The organism is Microbacterium sp. CCNWLW41 (assembly GCF_037083505.1).
This window is the reverse complement of the sequence record NZ_JBAOJP010000010.1, coordinates 219,043-240,059: the sequence shown is the minus strand read 5'-3', so window position 1 is coordinate 240,059 and position 21,017 is coordinate 219,043. Positions and strand designations below refer to the sequence as shown.

The 21,017-nt window shown below is 70.2% G+C and carries 15 protein-coding genes; 3 read left to right on the top strand and 12 right to left on the bottom strand.

Annotated elements, in window-relative coordinates; translation table 11 throughout:
- The 7 genes from V6R91_RS29555 to V6R91_RS29525 form a co-directional block, all read right to left on the bottom strand.
- Entirely contained in the window at window positions 1-828 is an 828-nt protein-coding gene (locus tag V6R91_RS29555) for a carbohydrate ABC transporter permease (RefSeq protein WP_336398261.1), read from the bottom strand.
- Window positions 825-1,802, bottom strand: coding sequence for a carbohydrate ABC transporter permease (locus V6R91_RS29550; RefSeq protein ID WP_336398260.1), 978 nt, complete (start codon window positions 1,800-1,802; stop codon window positions 825-827). The genes V6R91_RS29555 and V6R91_RS29550 overlap by 4 nt, the downstream gene beginning before the upstream one ends.
- Window positions 1,803-1,813: 11 nt before the next feature.
- Complete coding sequence (locus V6R91_RS29545) at window positions 1,814-3,106, bottom strand: sugar ABC transporter substrate-binding protein (protein WP_336398259.1); 1,293 nt, start codon at window positions 3,104-3,106, stop codon at window positions 1,814-1,816.
- A 136-nt stretch (window positions 3,107-3,242) separates the two neighbouring features.
- Window positions 3,243-6,278 (bottom strand): hypothetical protein, encoded by a 3,036-nt coding sequence (locus tag V6R91_RS29540; RefSeq protein WP_336398258.1) that lies wholly within the window; start codon window positions 6,276-6,278, stop codon window positions 3,243-3,245.
- A 33-nt stretch (window positions 6,279-6,311) separates the two neighbouring features.
- A complete protein-coding gene (locus V6R91_RS29535; RefSeq protein WP_336398257.1) occupies window positions 6,312-7,058 on the bottom strand; it encodes an EAL domain-containing protein in 747 nt (248 codons plus the stop codon).
- A 105-nt stretch (window positions 7,059-7,163) separates the two neighbouring features.
- Entirely contained in the window at window positions 7,164-7,958 is a 795-nt protein-coding gene (locus V6R91_RS29530; RefSeq protein WP_336398256.1) for an ABC transporter permease, read from the bottom strand.
- Window positions 7,955-9,022: an ATP-binding cassette domain-containing protein gene (locus V6R91_RS29525; RefSeq protein WP_336398255.1), complete on the bottom strand. Its 1,068-nt coding sequence runs from the start codon at window positions 9,020-9,022 to the stop codon at window positions 7,955-7,957. The genes V6R91_RS29530 and V6R91_RS29525 overlap by 4 nt, the downstream gene beginning before the upstream one ends.
- A 62-nt stretch (window positions 9,023-9,084) precedes the next feature.
- Here V6R91_RS29525 and V6R91_RS29520 point away from each other — a divergent pair, with 62 nt between their 5' ends.
- A complete protein-coding gene (locus tag V6R91_RS29520) occupies window positions 9,085-10,104 on the top strand; it encodes a helix-turn-helix transcriptional regulator (protein WP_336398254.1) in 1,020 nt (339 codons plus the stop codon).
- A 20-nt stretch (window positions 10,105-10,124) separates the two neighbouring features.
- Here the strand turns inward: V6R91_RS29520 and V6R91_RS29515 are convergent, their stop codons facing one another.
- The 4 genes from V6R91_RS29515 to V6R91_RS29500 all read right to left on the bottom strand — a co-directional run bounded on the left by V6R91_RS29515 (window position 10,125) and on the right by V6R91_RS29500 (window position 15,987).
- Entirely contained in the window at window positions 10,125-12,230 is a 2,106-nt protein-coding gene (locus tag V6R91_RS29515) for a glycoside hydrolase family 36 protein (RefSeq protein ID WP_336398253.1), read from the bottom strand.
- Between the two features lie 72 nt (window positions 12,231-12,302).
- Window positions 12,303-13,925 carry an ABC transporter substrate-binding protein gene (locus V6R91_RS29510; RefSeq protein ID WP_336398252.1) on the bottom strand — a complete coding sequence of 541 codons (1,623 nt, stop codon included), beginning with the start codon at window positions 13,923-13,925 and terminating at the stop codon, window positions 12,303-12,305.
- A 119-nt stretch (window positions 13,926-14,044) separates the two neighbouring features.
- Window positions 14,045-15,004 carry a carbohydrate ABC transporter permease gene (locus V6R91_RS29505; RefSeq protein WP_336398251.1) on the bottom strand — a complete coding sequence of 320 codons (960 nt, stop codon included), beginning with the start codon at window positions 15,002-15,004 and terminating at the stop codon, window positions 14,045-14,047.
- Window positions 15,001-15,987: an ABC transporter permease gene (locus V6R91_RS29500; protein ID WP_336398250.1), complete on the bottom strand. Its 987-nt coding sequence runs from the start codon at window positions 15,985-15,987 to the stop codon at window positions 15,001-15,003. Before V6R91_RS29500 ends, V6R91_RS29505 begins: the two co-directional genes overlap by 4 nt.
- Window positions 15,988-16,261: 274 nt before the next feature.
- Here V6R91_RS29500 and V6R91_RS29495 point away from each other — a divergent pair, with 274 nt between their 5' ends.
- Entirely contained in the window at window positions 16,262-17,050 is a 789-nt protein-coding gene (locus V6R91_RS29495; protein WP_336398249.1) for a FadR/GntR family transcriptional regulator, read from the top strand.
- On the opposite strand, the gene V6R91_RS29490 is transcribed toward V6R91_RS29495, so the two are convergent.
- Complete coding sequence (locus V6R91_RS29490) at window positions 17,040-18,368, bottom strand: enolase C-terminal domain-like protein (protein WP_336398248.1); 1,329 nt, start codon at window positions 18,366-18,368, stop codon at window positions 17,040-17,042. The genes V6R91_RS29495 and V6R91_RS29490 overlap by 11 nt on opposite strands.
- Before the next feature lie 186 nt (window positions 18,369-18,554).
- On the opposite strand from V6R91_RS29490, the gene V6R91_RS29485 reads away from it, so the two are divergent.
- On the top strand, window positions 18,555-21,017 hold the full coding sequence (locus V6R91_RS29485) for a glycoside hydrolase family 2 TIM barrel-domain containing protein (protein ID WP_336398247.1): 2,463 nt from the start codon (window positions 18,555-18,557) through the stop codon (window positions 21,015-21,017).

Sequence of the window (21,017 nt, the reverse complement as noted above, 5' to 3'; positions counted from 1 at the left end):
TCAGCCCTTCACCGCCCCGGCCACCAAGCCGCTGGACAGGCGCCGCTGCACGATGATGAAGAACACCATGACGGGGATCGTGATGATGGTCGACGCCGCCATGACCGAGCCCCAGTCGTTGGAGTGCAGGCCGAAGAACTGCCGCAGACCGATCGAGACGGTGTAGTTCTCGGTCACGCCACCGAGGAGAGTCATGGCGAAGATGAACTCGTTCCACGCGGTGATGAAGGCGAACACGCTCGTGGCCACCAGGCCCGGCGCGACCAGCGGCAGCAGCACCGACCGGAACATGCGCCACCACGAGGCGCCGTCGATGTACGCCGCCTCTTCGAGCTCGACCGGGACGGCCGCGACGAAGCCGCGCAGCATCCAGATCCCGAAGGGCAGGGCGAGGGCGGTGTACACGACGATGAGACCGAGGAGCGTGCCCAGCAGCTGCAGGTCGCGCACCTGCACGAACAGCGGGATCACGAGCGCCTCGAGCGGCACCATCTGCACGATGAGGATCATCATGACGATCTGGGTGCGCAGCCGGAACCGGAAGCGCGCGACGGCGATCGACGCGAGGAGGCCGAGCAGCCCCGACGCCAGCACGACGACGAGCGCCACGACCGCGGAGTTGCGCAGGAACGTGGCGAAGCCGCCGTCGGTGAGCACGTAGACGAAGTGGTCGAGAGTGAACTGACGGGGCACCAGCTCGGCACCGCCGGAAGGGTTCTCGTCGACCGCGCTGACGAGCATCCAGTACGTCGGGAAGAGCGTGAAGACGAGGAGGAGGAAGACCGCGACGCCCTTCAGGGCGCGTCGCGCGAGCGAGGGCCGGGTCACAGGTGGTCCTCCTTGAGCAGGCGCCGCACGTACACGACGGTGATGACGAGCAGCAGGAGCGTGAGCAGCACGGCGATCGCCGAGCCGAAGCCGTAGCGGTTCTGCCCGAACGACTCGACGTACGACCACACCCCGAGGTTCAGCACCTCGCGGTTGGATCCGGCGCCGCCGGGCATGAGGTACACCTGCGCGAAGACCTTGAAGTCCCAGATGGTCGACAGGATGATGACGACCGCGAACACCTGGTTCAACTGCGGGAACGTGATGCTCCAGAAGCGGCGCCACGCGCCGGCGCCGTCGAGGGATGCCGCCTCCAGCGTCTCCTTCGGCACCCCGAGGAGCCCCGCGAGCACCGTGACGGCCACGAACGGGAAGCCGTGGTGGATGACGTTCAGCAGCACGATGGCGTAGAACGACCAGCGGTTGGTGAACCAGTTGTAGGGCTCGGCCATGAGCCCGAGCTGCATCAGCAGCTGGTTCACGATGCCGCGGTCGGCGTCGAAGATCCACACCCACACGTAGGTGCCGGTGACGGCGGGCATCGCCCAGGCCGCCATGATGGCGCTCGCCACGACGGTGCGCCAGAAGGAGCCGAGCGACTGCAGCAGCAGCGCGACCAGCGTGCCGAAGGCGACGGTGCCGAAGACGGCGAGCGCGGCGAAGCCGACCGTGTTCGGCAGAACGACGGTCCACAGCGTGGGGCTGGTCAGCGCCTCGACGTAGTTGTCGGCGCCGATGAAGTTCGGCTCGCCCGAGACGATCTCGCGCAGGCCGTAGTCCTGTAACGAGAAGAGGACGACCCGGATGAGGGGCCAGAGGAGGAGCCCCGCGAGCACGATGAGTGCGGGCGCGAGGAGCATCCAGGGCCGGAGGCGGTCGATCGGGCGACGGCGGGATCCTCCCGTCGCGACCGCCGCGCCGGCGGCGGAGGAGGTGCGCTCCTCCGCCGCCGGCGCCTGGGTCATGAAGGCCATGCGTCGGTCTCTTACTGCCCGTTGAGCGTCGCGGTCATCTCGGCCGCGGCATCCGTCGCCGCCGTCTCGACGTCCTTCTGACCCGACAGGATCGCCTGCATCATGGCGCTGGTCGTCTTCTTCGCCTGCACGGCGCCGAAGGTCGGCGTGACGGGCAGCGAGGCGCCGCCCTCGACCATCTGCGTCGCGAACGGCACGACCATGGGGTCGGCGTTGGCGATGGTCTCCTCCAGGAGCGAGGTCTGGCCCGGGAAGTAGCCGCTCTGCGCGCCCCACTTCTCGGCGAACTCGCCGGTGGTCATGAGCTCGACGAACGCGAACGCGAGGTCCTTGTCGTCCGCGGTCTCGAAGACGCTGAGGTGCGAGCCGCCCAGCACGGACGGGGCGATGCCGCCGTCTTCGGCCGGGATCGGGATGGCGGCGAACTTCCCCTCCATGTCGGGGTTCTTCTCGACGATCGCCGACGGCGTCCACGAGCCCATGACGCCCATGCCGACCGTGCCCGCGGCGAAGCCGTCCAGCACGTCGGTCTCCTTCCAGGTGGTCGCGCCCGCCGACGACAGGTCGTCCTGCGTGGCCAGGCCCGTCCAGAACTCGAGGCCCTCGATCGACTCGGCGGAATCCAGCTCGCTCGTCCACTCGCCGCCGTCCTCGGTGGCCACCTCGCCGCCGGCGCCCCAGACCCACGGGTAGACGGTGAACTCCGCGTCACCGGGAACCGCGATGGCGGTCATGTCCGGCTTGGCCGCCTTGATGGCCAGAGCCGCCTCGCGCAGCTCGGCCCAGTCGGTGGGGGCCTCGAGACCCAGCTCCTCGAAGACATCCGTGCGGTAGACCAGCGAACGGACGCCGGCGTACCACGGCATGCCGTAGAGCTCGTCCTCGTAGGTGCCCGCCTTCACGAGCCCCTCGACGAGGTCGTCGTCCAGGCCCGCCTCGCTCACGTACTCCCCGATCGGCGCGAGTGCGCCGGCGTCGGCGAACTCCGCCGTCCACGTCGTGCCGGTCTCGGCGACGTCGGGCGTCGTGCCGCCCGCGATCGATGTGACGAACCGGTCGTGGGCGTCGGCCCACTGCACGAACTCGACGTTGAGCGTGGCGCCGGTCTCCTCCTCGAACGCCTCGGCCACCTCGTCGAAGAACGGCTCGGCGTCGGGGTTCGTTCCCTGCATGATCCAGACGTCGAGCGTCTTTCCTTCGCCCGAGCTCGAGCCCGAGTCGTCTCCGCCGCCACCACCGCTGCAGGCGGTGATGCCGAGTACTGCCACACCCAACACGGCGATGGGCAAGATGCGCTTCCTCATGAGAACTCCCTTGTGCGTGGACCTTCCAGCCGAAACCACACTATGGAAGAAACAACCGTATGTCATCTCTCGATCGGAATTTTCTCCCAACCGTTACACGAGGGACCACGATACGAAACGCGGCCGAGTGCCCGGCTCAGGGGACGGATGCCGTTCGCCTGCGCCACGGCAGCGCCAGCAGCGAACCCGCCACGAGGAGGATGAGGCCGACGGCCGCGGCCGCCCAGGGTGTGGCATCCGGGATCTCGAGGTAGGTCGTGATGCCGAGGATCCGCGCGAGGCCCCACGGCAGCAGACCGAGCTCGTCGTTCCACAGCGTGAGCGCCGCCTCGAGGCCGACGAGCCCCACGACGGCCGACGGCCCCAGCAGCCCGGCGCCGACCGCGGCGAGCACCGCCCCGGTCGCGCGCCGCGCCCGCACCTGGGCCGCGAGCGCCCAGCCGGCCGCGACGAACACCCAGACGAAGAGCGCGAACGCGACGGCGATGTAGAGGGTGCGCAGCACCGGGTCGGTCCAGAACGCGAACCAGTAGCCGCCGGGGCCGGTGAACGACAGCGCGAAGAGCGTGACGATGCAGCGGAGCATCACCACCCCGCCGACGGCGGCGATGACGGGCCACGGCGAGCGGTTCCAGACGAAGAGGCGGAGCACCAGCGCGAATACCGCCCACGCCCCGATGATGACGGCGAGGTGCGTCCACGACAGGAACGACGTCTGCACCGCCCGCGTCGCGACGAGGAGCGCGACCGGCACGACCAGCAGCAGCCAGCGGTCGAGCTCGAGCATGCCCAGCGTCGACTCGCGGGCCCGCCACGGGCGGGTCGAGGCGATCCACGTCGCCCGCGCGGCGGCGGCGCCGGGCCTGGCGACCAGGCGCGTGCGCGCCGCGAGCATGCCGATCACGACCCAGGCCGCCGCGAGCACGAGCAGCCCGCGCGCGAGCCACGCCATGGTCGCGTCCCGCTCGGCGCGCTCCACTCCGAGCTGCGCCGCGGTGAGGTTGAACGCGGGGTGGTCGATGTCGCCCTCGTACCGGTCGAGGTGGGCCGCGGCGAGCTCCTCGAACTCGGCGCGATCGGCGTCCCACGCGGCGTGGGCGGCGGGCGAGAGCGTGTCGTGCCACTGCCCCTGGTGCAGGATCATCGCACGGTAGGCCGCGAGCAGCCGGAGGGTGTCGAGCTCGTAGTCCAGCGTCGAGAGGAACGCCTCGCGGATCTCGGGCGAACGCCAGGTCGCGGCATCCGTCGCCGTCACGGTGTCGCGCATGCGCTCGACCGCCGCGATCGCCTGCTCGCCGCCGGAGACGGCGGCCTGGACCCCGGCAGCGGGCTCGGCCGCGCTGTCGCGCACGATCGCGTACAGCACGTCGAGCACCGCGGAGTCGCCGGTGAGGATGTCCCACTCGAAGATCCACATCATGGGCGGCGGCTCGAGCCCGATCGCGAACACCCGCTGCTTCGCGAACGGCTCGATGTACATGCCCTGCGCGATGGCGTCGCGCGACGCGGTCATGGCCTCGGCGATCGCCTCGACGGTCGCGGGGTCCTCCGAGAACCACTCCCGCGCCCACGCGGCGGTCACCGCGGCGACGTCGGCGTCGGGATCGCGGGCGAGGGATGCCGCCACCTGCGTGTTCAGCTCGTACAGCTGCCAGAAGCCGGCCTTGAGATACAGCGTCATCGGGCCGGCGCGCCACGGGCCGCCGTCCTGCGTCCACACCCAGATGCCCTCGATCCGGTCGTTCGCCTCGAGGAGCTGCTGAAGCGCGGCCTGGTACTCGGTGCCGAGATCGTTGGGGAAGGCGCCGAAGTTCTCGAACTCGCGCCGGCTCTGGAACTCCACGATCCGCCGCTGCGAGCCGTGCTCGAGGGTGTCGTTGAGCGGGAGCCACGTGTAGAAGTCGCCCAGCGTGTACTTCGTCGACACGATGAGCGCCGGCGAGTCGAGGCCGCCCAGCACCGCCTCGTACGACTCGGCGTTCGTGTGCATGTCGCCGACGGCGCCCACGCCCACCGACCACGTGCGGAAGACGACTTCGCGATCGGATGCCTCCGCCTGCGCCGAGAACGTCTCGAGCATCGCCCGCACGGCGTCGACCGTGGTGACTTCGAGGGCGGAGTAGTAGTCCCAGCCCTCGACGTCGTAGACGGGGCCCGCCTCGCCGATGCGCACGAGCACCCCGTCCAGCGCGGGCGCGGCGGCGTACAGTTCGTCCAGGCCCGCGGCGTAGACGTCCCACAGCTCGGGGTTCTCGGTGTCGAGCGAGCCGAAGCGGTCGGTGAGGTACTGCTCGAGCGGGCCCGTCAGTGCGAGCATGTCGGTGCGCAGGAACACCTTCACGCCGAGCTCGTCGGCGCGCTCCCAGAACGGCGAGAACGCCTCGACCAGCGCGAGGGCCTTGTCGCGGTGGTCGTCGCCCTCGAGGTAGACGGGGCCGCCGGGGACGCCGTCGAACGTGACGAACTCGACGAACCCGGGGAACGCGACGGCGTTGAACCCGTTCGCGAGCGAGTGCCGCAGGAAGGCGTCGAAGTCGTCGTACGCCACCGCGAGCGCCGCCTCGTCGATGTACGGCGCCTCCGGCTGGAGCACGTCGGCGAACGCCTCCGACGCGTGCGAGTAGTCGTCGCCGGACTGCCACTGCGCCGGGTCGGGAAGGACGCCGACGGCGCCGAGGTCGGTCATCCGCAGCGGGAGACGGGAGGTCTCGTGGCTGCCGACGAGGTCCTGCACCGGCAGCGCGGCGCGCACCTGAGCGGCGAGATCGTAGATGCCGCGCACGGCCCCGGCTTCGGAGGTCGCGCTGATCCGCAGCCCGGTTGCCTCCCCCTCGAGGGTGTAGCCGTCACCCGTCTCAGCGACGAACGTGGGCAGGAGCGTGACCGTCAGCGACGCCTCGCCCTCCCGTGCAGACGCGGAGTCCACGGCATCCGTCAGCTCGGCCACCGCGACGCGCACCCGCTCGGTGTCCGGAGCATCGATCGTCGTGAACTCCGGCGGCGCGACAGGGTCGGCGACGTCGGCGACCGTGGCTTCGGCCGGCTGCATCTGGGTCGCCGGCTCGGTGCGGATCCCGAGCGCGTCGCCCACGACGACTCCGACCGCGAGCCCCAGGGCGAGGAGGATCACTGCGGTGACGACGGCGAGGATGCCTCGCCGTGTCGCCGTCATGCGACAACGCTACTCCGCCTCGCGGGGCGCTCCTTACGGGAAGGTGATCTCCGCGTCCGGCTCGCGGATGAGGAAGCCCTGCGCACGATCGCACCCCAGCCGCTTCGCGATGTCGAGGTGGGTGAGCGTCTCGATGCCCTCCGCCACCACGCGCAGGCCCTGCGCGTGCGCGGCCTCGACTTCGGCCCGCAGCGCATCCAGTGCCTGCGGCTCCGCCGACCGCACCAGATGCCCGGGCAGCTTGACCTCGTTGAGCGGCAGGTGGCGGAGCCGCTCGAGCGAGGGAGAGCCCTCGCCGTACCCGCCCAGGGAGATCTCCACGCCGATCTCGCGGAGCGCGCGCAGCTGCGGCAGCACGGCGCGCTCGTCGACGGGCAGCAGGTCCTGCGTGAGCTCGAGGACGAGGGAGCCGGGAGCGAGCGTCCGGCGCGCCGACTCGGCGGCGATGTGTCGGACGAAGGAGTCGTCGTCGAACTGCCGCGGCGAGACGTTGACGGCGACCGCCCAGTCGCGACCGGTCCGGCGCCATTCGGCGAGCATGTCGAGGCACTCGTCGAGCATCCGCCGGCCGAGCGCGTGGATCACCCCGCTGCGCTCCGCGACGCTGATCATCGTCACCGGGTCGATGTCGCCCAGGCGCGGGTGCGACCACCGGCACAGCGCCTCCGCGGCCACGATCGACCCGCTCTCCAGCGACACCTGAGGCTGGAAGACGGCGAAGATCTCGGAGCTCCCGACGGCGATCGCCAGATCGTCTGCGAGATCTTCGGCCGTGCGCATCCGTCCAGTCCACCTGTTCTGCCGCGCCGTCGCAACCCGCCGCACGAGGGGCGGCGATCGGCTACGGTTCGCCTCCGCCGGCCCCCTCGCGCGGGCGCCGCGGGCTCAGCTGCTTCTGCGCATCGCGCGGATGCCGACCGCGAGTCCGACCGCCGCCAGCGCCAGCGCGGCGATCCAGCCCCACAGCACCTCGATGGCGCCGAGGTCGCCGGCGAACAGCGCGCGCTCGGCCTGCACGACCCAGTTGACCGGGTTGACGGCGGCGACCGCGCGCATCCACGCGGGGCCCTCGTCGAGCGGCAGCAGCATGCCCGACAGGATCAGCAGCGGGAAGATCAGCGTCTGCTGCACGCCCCAGAAGAGCCACTCGCGGTCCTTCGTCTTGAGGGCAAGGGTGTACGACAGCGCTCCGAGGCCGACGCCGAACACCGCGAGCAGCAGCAGCCCGATGACGAGTCCGGGCACGTTTATCGTGAACCCGAACGGCCACGCGATGAGCACGATGAGGAGCGCCTGCACGACGATCGGCGCGATCTCCTTGAGCGCGCGCCCGACGAGCAGCGACGACCGGGCGAGCGGGGCGACGAGCGTGCGCTCGTGGGAGCCCGTCATCATCTCGTACTGCAGGTTCGACCCGGTCGCCCCGGTGCCGAACAGCACGATCATGACGAGCACTCCGGGCACGAACCACTGCAGCGTCTCGCCCACGGGTGCGCCCGACGATCCGACGAGCAGCGGCGCGAACAGCCCAAGGAACACCAGCGGCTGCACGAGGCTGAAGATGAGCGTGAAGGGGTCGCGCACGACCGGCTTCAGCTCACGGGTGAGCACGTTCCACGTGTCGCGGGCGGGGTTGGCCCGCACCGCGGTGTCGGGACGGGTCTGGATCTCGGTGGTCATCGGCTCGCTCCTGTCTTCTCGGCCGCCGCGTCGGCGGTTCCGACGGCGCCGGCTGCGGCATCCGTCGCCTGATCGGTCTCTTCGGTGTCGGTGCCGCCCTCGCCGGCTTCGCGCAGGGTGCGTCCGGTCAGGGCGAGGAAGACGTCGTCCAGCGTCGGCGGGACGCCCGTGGCCGTGCGGACGGCGACTCCGGCGGCGTCGAGCTCGCGGACGGCCGAGGGCAGCAGCGCGTCGCCCTCCGGTGCCGTGACGGTGACGGATGCCCCCTCCCGCCGCACCTCGCGGTCGGTGAGCCGCTGCACGACAGGGACGGCGGCTGCGGCATCCGTCTCCGAAGCGAAGCCGAGGGTGAGCAGGTCGCCCGCGAGCTCGGCCTTGAGGCGCGACGCGGTGTCGTCGGCGATGACGCGGCCCTTGTCCATCACCATGACCCGCTCCGCGTAGCGGTCGGCCTCCTCGAGGTAGTGCGTCGTGAGGAACACCGTGGTGCCGTGGCTGCGGCGCAGCTCGAGGATGTGCTGCCACAGGTTCGCGCGGCTCTGCGGGTCGAGCCCGGTCGACGGCTCGTCGAGGAAGAGGAGCGGCGGGGCGTGCATGAGACCGAGCGCGACGTCGAGGCGGCGCTTCTGCCCGCCCGACAGCTGCTGCACCGACCGCGTCGCGAAGGGCGCGAGGTCGAGCGAGTCGATGAGCTCGTCGGCCCGCTGCCGCGCCGCCGCCTTCGACATGCCGTAGAACGCGCCCTGGCTCAGCAGCTCGTCGCGAGCCCGCTGCGAGAAGCTGCCGCTGGTGAGCTGCCCGACGTAGCCGATGCGGGCGCGCACGTCGGCGGGCCGCGTGAGGATGTCGAACCCGACGACCCGCGCCGTGCCCGATGTCGGCGGGATGAGGGTGGTGAGCATGCGCAGGCTCGTCGACTTGCCGGCGCCGTTCGGCCCCAGGAATGCCACGAGCTCGCCGCGTGCGACGTCGAAGGCGAGGTCGGTGACGGCCTCGACGGTCTTGCCTTTCACGGTGAAGCGCTTGGTCAGTCCCTGCGCCTCGATGATCGATTCGTTCGCCATGCCGTTCACGCTAGGAGCCATTGCGGACACATACAGTCCGCGATGTGCGGCAGTGTTGACCCATGTCCGATACGACGACACGAGCCCTCTCGCTGCTCAACCTGCTGCAGACGCACCGTCACTGGCCGGGACCGGAGCTGGCGGAACGGCTCGGCGTGACCGAGCGCACCGTGCGCCGCGACGTGGAGCGCCTGCGCGAGCTGGGCTACCGCATCGAGTCCACGCCGGGTGCAGCCGGCGGGTACCGGCTCGAGGCGGGCAGCGCCGTGCCGCCGCTGCTGCTCACCGACGAGGAGGCGGTGGCGATGGCGATCGGGCTGCGGGTCGCGGCATCCCAGCGACTCGTGAGCGGTGCCGAGACGACCATCACGGCGCTCGCGAAGCTCGAGCAGGTGCTCCCCGCTCCCCTGCGCCGGCGGGTGACGGCCCTCGCCGAGGCGGTGCAGCCGGCCGGGATCAACTCGGGCGCCGCAGTGTCGGGCGAGGTGCTCGGCGAACTCGCGCTGGCGACGCGCGACCACGAGCGCGTGCGGTTCACGTACACCGCTGCGTCGGGCGAGGTCACGAGACGCCGCGTCGAGCCGCACGCCCTCGCCCCCGCCGACCGGCACTGGTACCTGCTGTGCTGGGACCTCGAGAAGGACGACTGGCGCACCTTCCGCGTGGACCGGCTGGCGTCGGTCGAGCACACGCGCGTGCTGTTCGAGCCCAAGCCGCTGACGCCCGAGCAGATCGAGGAGTTCATCTTCGTGGCGCGCTCGTGGGTGCGCCAGGCCGTCGAGGCGGATGCCGTGATGGAGCTGCCGCTGGAGACGATGCGCGAGTACTTCGGCCAATGGGGTCAGGGCGCCTCGGATGAGGGCGACGGCCGCACGCGGTGGCCGGTGGGCGGCGGCGACTTCCGCGAGACGATGTACGGGCTGTCGTGGATCCCCGCCGGCGTGGAGTACACGACCGACCTCGCGTCGCCCGCGCGCGAGGAGCTGCGCGAGACGCTGGAGCGGATGCTGCGGGCGCTCGACGCTCCCCCGCCGCCGGTCCCGCCGCAGCGGGCGCGGGAGCGGGGTCTGCCTGCTGCCTAGGCACGCGCGCCGCGTCCGCCTCAGGACGCGTCGGCCACCCGCAACCGCAGAGTGCGGGCCGCCGGCTCTTCAGGCAGGTCCAGCGTCAGCTCGCCGGCATCCGCGTCCCACTGCGCGCTCGTCTCCAGACTGGTGGGGAACACCGCCTCGACCGTGAGACCCGCGCCCGCGTGAGCGGCCAGCGGCACACGGACGCGGGCAGGACCGGAGCGGCGCCAGACCGTGAGGAGGTCCCCGTCGGCGTCGCGCAGGCCCACCGCGACGACCGGATCGTGCCAGCCGGGCAGACCGAGCGGCCAGAAGGGCCGCGCTCCCGGGATGCGGTGCCGGATGGTGCGATAGGCCGAGGTCGCCTCCTGCACGAGCCGCATCTGCTCCGGCGACAGCCGGTCGATGCGGCCGGCCAGGTGCATGCGACCGAGGAGCGCGCTGGCGAGCGAGAAGGCGATGCGCTCGTCGGACCACGACGGGTCGGGGTACGCCCACACCGCACCCTGCTCGGGTGTCACCGTCGTGGGGGCCGCCGCCGCGATGGCGGCGGTCATCAAGGGGTCCTGGTTGTCGCTGGTGGACTGGACGGGATGCACCCGCAGCGTCGCGCCGTCCATCCGCTGCCCGCCGCTCGCGCAGCTCTCGATCACCAGCCCGGGGTGCCGGTCCATGAGCTCGCTCACCCACTCCAGCAGGGCCTGCTGATGGCCGAGCGCGCCATCGCCGGGGCTGTCCGCCCGCACGTCGGTGCCCTGGGTGACGTCCATGTTGTAGTCGAACTTGAGATAGCCCAGTCCGAGATCAGCGATCAGCCGCTCGACGGCGTCGTCGAGGTGCGCCCGAGCGGACGGATGCCGGAGATCCAGCTGCAGCCGGCCGGACTCGACGACCCGGCGCCCGTCGCGCTGGAAGAACGCCTCTGGCGGCAGCAGCTCGGCGACCGGGCTGCCGACGGAGACGACCTCCGGCTCGAGCCACAGCCCCGGCACCATGCCCCTGTCGCGGATGCGCCTCGTCATCGCCTCGAGCCCCTCGGGGAATCGGCGGGACGACGGACGCCACGCGCCGAGCTCGTTCCACCATCGCTCGCCCTCGGCGTACCAGCCCGAGTCGATGCAGTAGACCTCGGCTCCGGCCGCGGCGGCCGCGTCGATGAACGGCGGGAGGTTCTCCGCGGTGGGATCGCCCATGAGGGCGTTCATGAAGTCGTTGACGATGACCGGGAGCCCGTCATGATCGGGGTGGGGGCGACGCACCCGGCGCCGCGCCTCCGTCAGCGCGCCGAAGAGGTCGTCGTCGTCGCCCAGCACGAGCATCGCGGGGACGGAGCGGAACCGGCGCCCGGGCTCGAGTCGCCGCATCCACGCCGCACCCTGATCCGTGGGTCCGCTCGCCACGACGTAGAGCGCATCGCCGTGGTCTCCGATCTCCCATCGCCACGGCCCGTTGTGCTCGATCTGCCACAGCACAGAGCGCGGCTCCACGCGCGATCGGAGCATTCCCATCGGCAGGTGGCCGCCGGTGGACCAGCTGCCCCGCTGCGCCACGGCGAAGGAGGCGCGGGAGGTGGGCAGGCCCCACGTCCGCAGGCCCGTGTCGTCGAGTCCCAGCTCCGCCGGCGTGCGTCGCTGCCAGGCCATCTCGCGGAACCACGTGTTGTGCGCGAATCCGACCTCGTGATCCAGCCACCACTGCGAACCGGGCGCGGAGATGCCGCCGAGGGCGACCGACGACACCGCTCGCAGATCGACGGCGTGATCTCCGGCGACGACTTCGGTCTCGGCGCGGACGACAGGGAGGTCGGGCCAGCTCGACCAGCGGGCGATGACCAGGACATCCGACACCGCGTCCCGGGCGCTCACCTCGAGGTGCGAGACGCCGGCCTCGCTCCACGAGCGGTGCTCGACCGCACGCAGGCGCAGCCCGACCGCGCTGCCCATGAGTCGCTCCGACGATGCCACGCCGGAGCCTTCCGCGTTCACATGCACCTCCGCGATCGGCAGCGCCGCAGCGGGCGCCGGCGCCCCGGAGTCACCGGCCAGGGCCAGCCGCGAGACCGTCGGCGGACCGTCGGGCCCGAGATCCAGGTCCAGCTCCACGGCACCCGGGCGCCAGCGGACGATGCGCGATCCCATCGCGGTTCCTCTCTTGGTTGGCGGGCGGCATCGAGGCGGGGCGCTCACGCACCCCGCCCCGGAAGCCGTCGCTCAGCTGGCGTCGTACGCCGCCTGCCAGATCTCGACATAGCGGTCGACGCCGAGTCCCTGCAGACCCTGCAGGTAGGCATCCCAATCGGCGTCGCTCTCGGGATCGCGAACGCCCGTGATGAACTCCGCCGTCGACGTCGCCACGTTGCTCTCGATGTTGGTCGTCAGCGTGGACAGCTCGTTGGCCTCCTCGACGGGGACCCACAGGTTCCAGTACGGGAAGATCGCGTCGGATTCCTTGCCCTCGTAGAGCTCGGTCGCCTGGAAGAGGCGGCGCTCGAAGCCCTCCTGCGTGTAGATGTCCATCGGCTGCACCTGGGCGTTGCGGAACTCCTCGGTGTCGAACACCTGGGCCATCGGGCCCCAGTTGCCGTTGTAGTCCGCCTCGTTCTCCTCATCCAGCGGAAGATCGACGAAACTGGGCTCCAGCTCCGGGTCGAGAGCGATCTCGCCTTCCTCCGGGGCGCGCCATCCGATCCCCTCCTCGCCCTGCTGGGCCCTGACGTGGCCCTCGGGAGTGAAGATGTAGTCCATCATCTCCATGATGATCTTCTGCTCCGCCTCATCGGCGGCCTTGGTGACCACGAAGGTCGCGCCGGGCACGCTGGGCAGCTGATACGTCGTGATCGGGCCTTCCGCTCCCTCGAGCGGCGGCAGCGGGTTGTACTGGTTGTCGCGCCCGTCCTCTTGACCGATGCTCACGCCGATGCCGGGGTGGATGGCGGTGAAGCCGCCCACCACGACCGCCTCCGCGGAGTTGCCGGTGGCCTGCATCGTGTCACCGCCCTGCGAGAAGGCCGCAGGATCGATCACGCCGGCGTCCCAGAGACGGTTGAGGAACTTCACGCCCTCGCGCCATCCGTCCTGCATGGTCTGCATCTGCACGGTGTCGCCGTCCAGGCCGAGCGAGATGGGCTGGCTGTTCGCGCCCGCCCCCGTGTTGAACGAGTTCGAGATGAACGCGTTCATGATGTACGGCACGATCGACCACTGCGCGCTTCCCGTGATGGGGATCTCGTCGGCGACGCCGTTGCCGTTGGGGTCCTGCGTCTTGAACGCCACCATGACGTCGAAGAACTCGTCGGGCGTCGTCGGCATGGCGAGGCCCAGGTTTTCGAGCCAGACGGTGTTGATCCAGAACTTGTACGGGTAGGAGCAGTGGTAGCAGTCGTTCCACTGCGGAAGCCCCCAGATCGTCCCGTCGGGCGCGGTGGCCAGGGTCTCGAAGCCGGGCTCGGCATCGAGCGCCTCGGCGATGTGAGGCGCGTGCTCATCGATGAGGTCGTTCAGCGGAAGGATCAGCCCCTGCTCGCCGTAGCGCTGCAGCTCGGCCTGCGTGAACTGCGACGCCCACGGCACGAGCATGTACGCCTCGGGCAGCTCGCCTCCGGCGAGGCTGATCTGCCGGGCCTCGGTGGCCGCGCCCGAGTCGTACCCCGTCGTCTGGAAGTCGATGTCGACGTCGAACTCCTCCTCCAGCAGCTTCGTGAAGGAGTTGGTGTTGAGGTCCATCTGGCCGCCCTGCTCGCCGAAGATGGTGATGACCTTCTGGTCGTCCGCGGCATCGGCCGTGCAGCCGACGAGCGCGAGGCCCATCGTGGCGATGAGGGCGGAGACCGTCATCGCACGGCTGCGGTTCCGGCTGCGGCCGGACAACGGTTGTCTGAACACGATCTTGCCTTTCTGTAGGGGACGGATCTCTCCGGCTCTGCGGGTGCGGTCGGCGCCGCCGGGTCTCGTCGTCAGCCCTTGACGGCGCCGACGAGGATGCCCTTGTTGAAGAAGCGCGCGACGAACGGGTAGACGAGCATCACGGGAACGGTCGAGATGACGATCAGGGAGTACTTGAGGAGGTCGGCCAGCTGCTGCCGCTCGAGGGCGGCCGCGGCATCCATCCCCGGCGCCGCCTGATTGAGGATCAGCACGTTGCGCAGCACCAGCTGCAGGGGATACAGGCTCGGGTCTCGCAGATAGAGCAGCGCGTCGAAGTACGAGTTCCACTGGAAGATCGCGTACATGAGCGCGATCACCGCCAGCAGCGGCTTGGACAGCGGCAGCACGGTGGAGAAGAGGAAGCGCAGATCGCTGGCGCCGTCCAGCTGGGCCGCTTCGTAGAGCTCCTCCGGGATCGAGGTGCGGAAGAACGCGACGGCGATGATGACCTGCCACACCCCGATGGCCTGCGGGAGGACGAGCGCCCACCGGGTGTCGAGCATCCCCAGGTTCTGCACCACGAGGTACGTGGGGATGATCCCGCCGGCGAACAGCATCGTGAAGACGACGAACAGTGTGATCCCGCGGCGCCCCCAGAAGTCCCGACGCGACAGCGGGTAGGCGATCGCGACGGTCAGCACGAGGCTGATGGCGGTTCCGGCCAGCGTATAGATCAGCGAGTTGGTGAAGCCGGTGAGGATCGAGCTGTCGCTCAGCGCCCGCTGGTAGCCCTCGAGGGTGAAGTCGATGGGCCAGAACGTGACACGACCCGACGACACCGCCAGCGGATCGCTGAAGGAGCTGGCGAGGATGTACAGCAGCGGCAGCAGCACGCACAGCAGGAACGTCGTCAGCAGGATGTAGACCCCGACCATGAAGACGCGATCGGTGGTCGTCTCCTTGATGCGCCGCGGGCGCCCGACCTCGCGCGGGGCGCGCCGGCGCGGGCTCTCGGCGTCGGTGTCGTTCTGGATCAGTGTCGAGCTCACCACAGTCCGTTTCCCGTCAGTCTCTTGACCCCGGCGTTGACCGCCAGCAGCAGCACGAGGTTGATGGCGCCGTTGAACAGGCCGATCGCTGCGGCCTGGCTGAAGTCGGCGTTGAGCAGGCCGACCTTGTAGGTGTAGGTCGGGATGATCTCCGACTGAGAGATGTTGAGGCTGTTCTGGAAGAGGAACGCCTTCTCGAACCCGATCGCCATGACGTTGCCGACGCCCAGCACGAGGATGATCATCGCGGTGGGGAGGATGCCGGGGATGTCGACGTGGCGGATCTTCTGCCACCGGCTGGCGCCGTCGACCTTCGCCGCCTCGTAGAGGGTCGGATCGATCCCCGCCAGTGCCGCGAGATAGATCACCGCCGAGTAGCCCATCGTCTGCCAGATGTCGCTGAGCACATAGATGTGCCGGAAGTAGTCGGGGTCGCTGAGGAAGTCGATGGTGCCCAGCCCGAAGAAGTTCGTGACGTCTCCGGCGAGGCCGACCCGCGGCGAGAGGAAGAGGATCGTCATCGACACCACGACGACCGTCGAGATGAAGTACGGCGCGTACGTCACCATCTGGACGGTGTTCCGGAAGAACTTCAGCCGCACCTCGTTCAGCGCCAGCGCGAGGATGATCGGGACCGGGAAGCTGGCGAGCACGACGTACGCCGACAGCAGGAAGGTGTTGCCCAGCACCGGCCAGAAGATCGGGTTCGAGAAGAAGCGCTCGAAGTGCTTCACCCCGACCCAGTCGCTGCCCCAGACGCCGTCTACGACGTTGTAGTCCTTGAAGGCGATGACGGTGTTCGCCATCGGGATGTACTTGAAGACCACGAAGTACGCCAGCGGGATCAGGATCAGCAGGTACAGCTGCCAGTGGCGGCGGAAGCTCCGCTGGAAACCACGGATGCCGCGTGAGCCGCCCCGCTCGCGCACCTTGCGGGTCACGCCTCCGACGTCGAGACCGACGCCCCCGGGCGGCGTCACCATGCGCGCACTCCGTGACGGGCGCACTCAGTCACCGCATCGGGCACGGCGGCGCGGGTGGATCGCGGCAGCTCGCAGCGCATCATCCGGCCATTCCCATCCGCATCGTCGCAGGCATTGCTTCACCATAATCATCAGATGATTTCATGTCAACGTTGTAAACGGCGGCCGTTCCGGGGGCTTCGGCGCGAGATTGATTCAATCTTTCTGCTCCCTGTCGCCGTTTCTCGGGCCTGCGGCACGCGGCGGCAGAGTCTGTGCGGCATAGACTGCTCGCGTGGCGAACGGCGTCGACGACACCCCAGCGAGCACCGGCTCCCGCTCCGACCACGTGATCGCGATCGTCAAGCGCATGATCGCGTCGGGTGAGCTGCGCGCGGGTGATCGCCTCCCCATCGAGAAGGAGCTCGCCGCGCGCTGGGGCGTGTCGCGAGGGTCGCTGCGCGAGGCGGTGCGGTCGCTCGCCGCGCTGGGCGTGCTCGAGACCAGGCAGGGTGACGGGACCTACGTCACGCAGCTTGACCCCGGGTCGCTGCTGCGCCCCCTGGAGTTCTGGGCGGGCCTGCAGGAGGCGACGCAGGCGGTCGATCTCCTCGCCGTACGACGCGTCCTGGAGACGGAGTCCGCAGGCCTGGCGGCGGTGCGGCTCTCCGACCAGGATCTCGACGAGCTCGACCGCATCCTCTCCGGCATCGAGGAGGGACTGAGCACGGGCGAGCTCGGCCCCGAGTCCTTCATCGACGCGGATGCCGAGTTCCATCGTCGGATCGCGCAGGCCAGCGGCAACCCGGCCCTGGCCGCACTGATCGACAGCCTCATGACCCGGACGCTGCGCGGCCGGCTGTGGCGCGCCATCACCGAGAGCGACTCCGTGGGCGAGGCCCACGCCGACCACCGGGCGATCCTCGCCGCGCTGCGGACACGCGACGCCGAACGGGCGCGCATCCGCATGGCGGCGCACCTGCTGGGCGTCGAGCTGTTCGCCGCGGAGCATCCGGTCGCCGTGGACGCCCTCCCCGCGGCGGGCGCCGCGGCGGGGGCGCCGGTGGATCAGGTCACCGAGTAGCCGCCAGCGGTTCCATGGCGGCGCGCTCGAGCCAGTACGCGCCGTCGGGGAAGCGGTACCGCTCGACCGACTCCTCCCGCAGCTCCGCGCTGTAGCCGGGCGCGGCGGGCAGCCGGTAGTGGCCGCGGGCGACGACCACGGGGTCGACGAAGTGCTCGTGGAGGTGATCGACATATTCGGTGACGCGGTTGTCGAGGGATCCGGAGAGGGCGACGTAGTCGAAGACCGAGAGGTGCTGCACCAGCTCGCACAGCCCGACGCCACCGGCGTGCGGGCAGACCGGCACCCCGAACTTGTGGGCCATCAGGTAGACGGACAGGATCTCGTTCACGCTGGCCAGCCGAGCGGAGTCGAGCTGGCAGAAGTCGATCGCCTCGGCCTGGAACATCTGCTTGAACAGCACGCGGTTCATGCCGTGCTCGCCCGTGGCGACGCCGATCGGCGCGACCGCTCTGCGTATCGCCGCGTGCCCGAGGACGTCGTCGGGGCTCGTCGGCTCTTCGATCCACAGCGGCCGGAACTCCGACAGCGCGGTGATCCATTCGATCGCCTGCGGCACGTCCCACACCTGGTTGGCGTCGATCATGAGGTGGGCGTCCCAGCCGATCACCTCGCGGGCGATGCGGAGGCGACGGCGATCCTCGTCCAGGTCGGCCCCGACCTTGAGCTTGAAGTGGCGATGGCCCTCGTCCATCGCCGTCCGCAGCAGCGACCGCAGCCGGTCGTCGGAATAGCCGAGCCAGCCCGCGCTCGTCGTGTAGCAGGGATACCCGCCGCGAGCCCTCAGATCGTCGAGGCGCTCGCGACGACGCGGGGCGGCGGCGCTCAGCATCGCGATCGCCTCGTCGCGGGTCAGGACGTCCGACAGGTAGCGCAGATCCGCCGCGTCCACGAGCTGCTCGGGGCTCATCTCGACCAGGAGCCGCCAGAGGGGGACGCCGGCGCGGCGCGCCGCCATGTCCCACAGCGCGTTCATCACCGCCGCCATCGCGAGATGCACGACGCCCTTCTCCGGGCCGAGCCACCGCAGCTGCGTGTCGGAGGCGAGCTCCCGGTACGTCGCACCCAGGTCGTCGAGCAGCTCGTCGACGTCGCGCCCGACGAGCGGCAGTGCGCGCTGGCGAGCGGCCTCCACGCACAGGTCGTTGCCGCGCCCGATGGTGAACGTGAATCCGAAGCCCCGCAGAGCCTCATCGGTCTCCAGGACGACATAGGCCGCCGAGTAGTCTCCGTCCTTGTTCATGGCGTCGGAGCCGTCGGCGTCCAGCGATGTGGGGAAGCGCACGTCATGGACACGGAAGCCGGTGATGGTGGGCATCGTCTATTCCTTCATGCTCGCAATCCTCCGATTTCATTAGATCTATCGGAGTCGTTTGGCCGCGTGAATGCGCGCCTTCGGGCGATCTTGCCATATCTGTTCGGCACGCCTGGCCAAAAGGTCAGATCTTTACGGGATACTGACGCGCTGCTAGCGTGACGGCGAACCGAGAGGCGGGATGTCCGGATGCAACGTGAGCTCTTCGACCGCGGGTGGGAGTACCGGGAGCGCTTCACCGATCACCCGCCCGCGTTCGTCCCGGTGGCGCTCCCCCATGACGCCGTGGCGGGCTCGGCCCGCATCGACGACTCGTCACTGCAGGCCACCGGGTACTTCCCGGGGGGTGCGTGGGAGTACCGGACCCGGCTCACGGCGCCCGCGGAATGGCGTGACCGCCACGTGGCGCTCGAATTCGAGTCCGTGTACTGCTCGGCGGCGGTCTTCGTGAACGGCGAGCCGGCGGCGCGGCATCCGTCCGGCACATCCGGGTTCATCGTCGACCTCGATCCGCTCCTGCGCCACGGAGCCGACAACGAGATCGTCGTGGAGGCGCGGGCGAACAGGCACGCCCGGTGGTACACCGGCGGCGGCATCATCCGCCCGGTGCACCTGACGGTCGCGCCGCGCGTGCACATCCCCCTCGACGGCATCGTCGTCACGACGCCCGAGCATGACGCCGAGGCCTCGGTGGTGCAGGTGGTGACGACGGTGCGCAACCTCGAGCGGGTCTCCGTCGTGCGGCGGCTGGAGACGGCGATCCTCGATCCTGAAGGGCAGATCGTCGGCGTGGATCGCACCCGCGTCACCGTCCCGCCGCGTCGCGCGATCGAGGTGAGTCAGCGCGTCCTCGTGATGTCGCCGCTGCGGTGGTCGCCCGAGGCGCCGCACCTTTACCGCGTCGACTCGACTCTCGGATCGGGCGACCACGAGCGGGATCGAAGTCAGGTGGCCTTCGGCATCCGCACCCTCCACCTCGACGCGGCGCGGGGCTTGCGCATCAACGGCGCACCGGTCGATCTGCGCGGCGCCTGCGTCCACGCGGACAACGGCGTGATCGGCGCGGCCGTCTTCGATCGCGCCGAGGAGCGCCGCGTCGCCATCCTCAAGTCGGCGGGGTTCAACGCGATCCGCAGCGCGCATCAGCCGATGAGCCGCGCGATGCTGGACGCCTGCGACCGTCTGGGGATGCTCGTCATGGACGAGCTGACCGACTTCTGGACACGGTCCAAAGCGCCCGACGACGGAGCCGATCGGTTCGCCGACACGTGGCCTCGCGAGCTGGAGGCGATGATCGCCAAGGATCGCAACCACCCGAGCGTCGTCATCTACTCGCTCGGGAACGAGATCCCCGAGGCGGCCACGCGCACCGGCGCGGAGCTGTCCAGGACCATGTCCGCCGCCGCACGACGCCTCGACCCGTCGCGGTACGTGACGGCCGCCGTCAACGGCGCCCTGTTCGTGATGGACGGCGCGATCGAACCGGACCCCGCGTTCCTCGGCGGCGCCTCGACGGACCCGGTCGCGGAGATCAACGGCCGCACCCTGAGCCTCGAGGACCGGATGAGCACGCTGGGCGTCACCGACGCGGTCACGGCGCTAGCCGAGGAGGCGTACGACGCACCCGACATCGCGGGGATGAACTACCAGTCGTGCCGGTACGAGCTCGATCGCCGGCTCTTCCCCCATCGCGTCATCGTCGGGTCGGAGACGTTCCCGACGCAGATCGATCGCCTGTGGGCCCTCGTCCGCGCGAACCCCCACGTCATCGGGGACTTCACGTGGACGGGCTGGGACTACCTGGGAGAGCCCGGGCTCGGCCGCATGCACTACACCGACGACCCGCCCGGCGGCGGCGCGCTCGGCGCGTACCCGTTCCTGGTCGCGGGTTCGGGCGACATCGACATCACCGGGGAGCGTCGCCCGGCCTCCTACTACCGCGAGATCGTCTACGGACTGCGGTCGAAGCCGTACATCGCGGTCAGGCGCCCGCAGACGAGGGGCCGCACGATGAGGTCCGCGCCCTGGTCGTGGACCGACTGCGTGCCGTCGTGGACGTGGAACGACGTGGGGACCGAGCCGCTGGAGGTCGAGGTGTACAGCGACGCCCCCGAGGTGGAGCTTTTCCTCGACGGTCGGTCCGTGGGCCGGCTGCCCGCCGGGGCCGAGAACAGGTTCCGCGCGCTGTTCCGCGTCGGATTCGCGCCCGGGCGGCTGGAAGCCGTCGCGCTGCGCGACGGCGTCGCTGCCGAGAGCTTCGCGCTGCAGACGGCGGGGGCCGACCGCGCGCTGAGGCTCACCGTCGAGCCGACGGACCTCGCGTCGAACGGGCGCGACCTCGCGGCGAACGGGCGCGACCTCGCGGCGAACGGGCGCGACCTCGCCTTCGTCGTCATCGAGCTCGTCGACGCCGCGGGTGTCAGAGCAGCCGATGCCGACGTCGAGGTCGAGGTGCACATCGACGGGCCGGCGTCGCTGCAGGGTCTCGGGAGCGCCGCGATCTCCACCGAGGAGTCGTTCGCCGATGCCCGGCACCGGCTGCACGACGGTCGTGCGCTCGCGGTCGTCCGCCCGACCGGCGCCGAGCCCATCACCGTGAGCGCGTCCGCGGACGGCCTGGCGACGACGTCGGTCGTGATCGCCGCCCGCTGA